This window comes from Bradyrhizobium erythrophlei (assembly GCF_042430365.1).
GTDB lineage: Bacteria > Pseudomonadota > Alphaproteobacteria > Rhizobiales > Xanthobacteraceae > Bradyrhizobium > Bradyrhizobium erythrophlei.
Window position 1 is genome coordinate 1 of record NZ_JBHMET010000001.1, and the last position, 1,423, is coordinate 1,423.

The 1,423-nt window shown below is 65.7% G+C and carries 1 protein-coding gene; it reads left to right on the plus strand.

Translation table 11 applies throughout. The features are described 5' to 3' along the window. Nucleotides 1–156: 156 nt before the first annotated feature. Nucleotides 157–1,356, plus strand: coding sequence for an IS256 family transposase (locus ACFFWD_RS00005; RefSeq protein ID WP_376960183.1), 1,200 nt, complete (start codon nucleotides 157–159; stop codon nucleotides 1,354–1,356). Nucleotides 1,357–1,423: the final 67 nt, after the last annotated feature.

The window sequence follows — 1,423 nt, forward strand, 5'->3', positions numbered from 1 at the left end:
GGTCGTGTCCCAGCTGGTGGTGTAGCTGGAGCGAAGCCGCTCGCGACGCGCGGCCCCCCAATAGCGCCGTAGCGAGCGAGCGGCTTTGCGGGTGGTCACCGATGATTCGTCGGTAAGGTTCGGGTTGCGACACCAACCTGATTCGAGGAACCACCGATGACCGACGACATGATGAACCTGCGCGCGCTCGTGGAGAAGACCCCTGACGCGGATCTTTTGCGCGAGATGATCGGCTTTGCCGCCCACCGGCTGATGGAGCTTGAGGTCGAGGGACTGACGGGAGCGACTTACGGCGAGAAGAGCCAGGAGCGCCTGGCTCAGCGCAACGGCTATCGCGATCGGAGTTGGGAGACCCGCGCCGGCACCGTCGAGCTGCGCATTCCCAAGCTGCGCAAAGGCTCCTACTTCCCCGGCTTCCTGGAGCCGCGGCGGATGGCCGAGAAGGCGCTCACCGCGGTGGTGCAGGAGGCCTACGTCCAGGGCGTCTCCACCCGCTCGGTCGACGACCTGGTGCAGGCGATGGGCATGAGTGGCATCTCCAAGAGCCAGGTGTCGCGGTTGTGTGCCGAGATCGACGACAAGGTGAAGACCTTCCTGCAGCGGCCGCTCGAAGGCGATTGGCCCTATCTGTGGATCGACGCCACCTACGTGAAGGTTCGCCAGAACGGGCGCATCGTCTCGGTCGCCGTCATCATCGCGGTGGGCGTCAATAGCGACGGTCGTCGTGAGATTCTCGGCATGGACATCGGCCCGTCCGAGGCCGAGACGTTCTGGACCGCATTCCTGCGCAAGCTCGCGCGGCGAGGTCTGCGCGGCGTCAAGCTGGTGGTCTCCGACGCGCATGAGGGGATCAAGGCCACGGTTGGCAAAGTCCTGAACGCCACGTGGCAGCGCTGCCGCGTGCACTTCATGCGCAACGCCCTGGCGCACGCCGGCAAGAGCGGCCGGCGCGTCGTCTCCGCCTTCATCGCCACCGCGTTTGCCCAGGACGACGCTGAAGCAGCGCGTGCCCAATGGCGAAGGGTCGCCGACCAACTGCGGCCCAAATTGCCCAAGCTCGCCAGCTTCCTGGATGAGGCCGAGACCGACGTGCTCGCCTACATGAGTTTCCCGGCCGCACACCGGGTCAAGCTGCACTCGACCAACCCGCTCGAACGCGTCAACGGCGAGATCAAGCGGCGGACCGAAGTGGTCGGCATCTTTCCCAATGAGGACGCCATCACCCGTCTGGTCGGCGCGATCCTGCTCGAGCAGAATGACGAGTGGGCCGTCCAGCGTGGACGCTACATGACACTGGAAACCATCGCCCCGTTGGGCGATGATCCCGCCGTCAGCCTTCCGGCTATCGCCAGCTGACCGATCCGGCCCATGCCGGCGAACGTGGTGATCCGCACTCAGCTACACCACGCCACGGGGCACGATC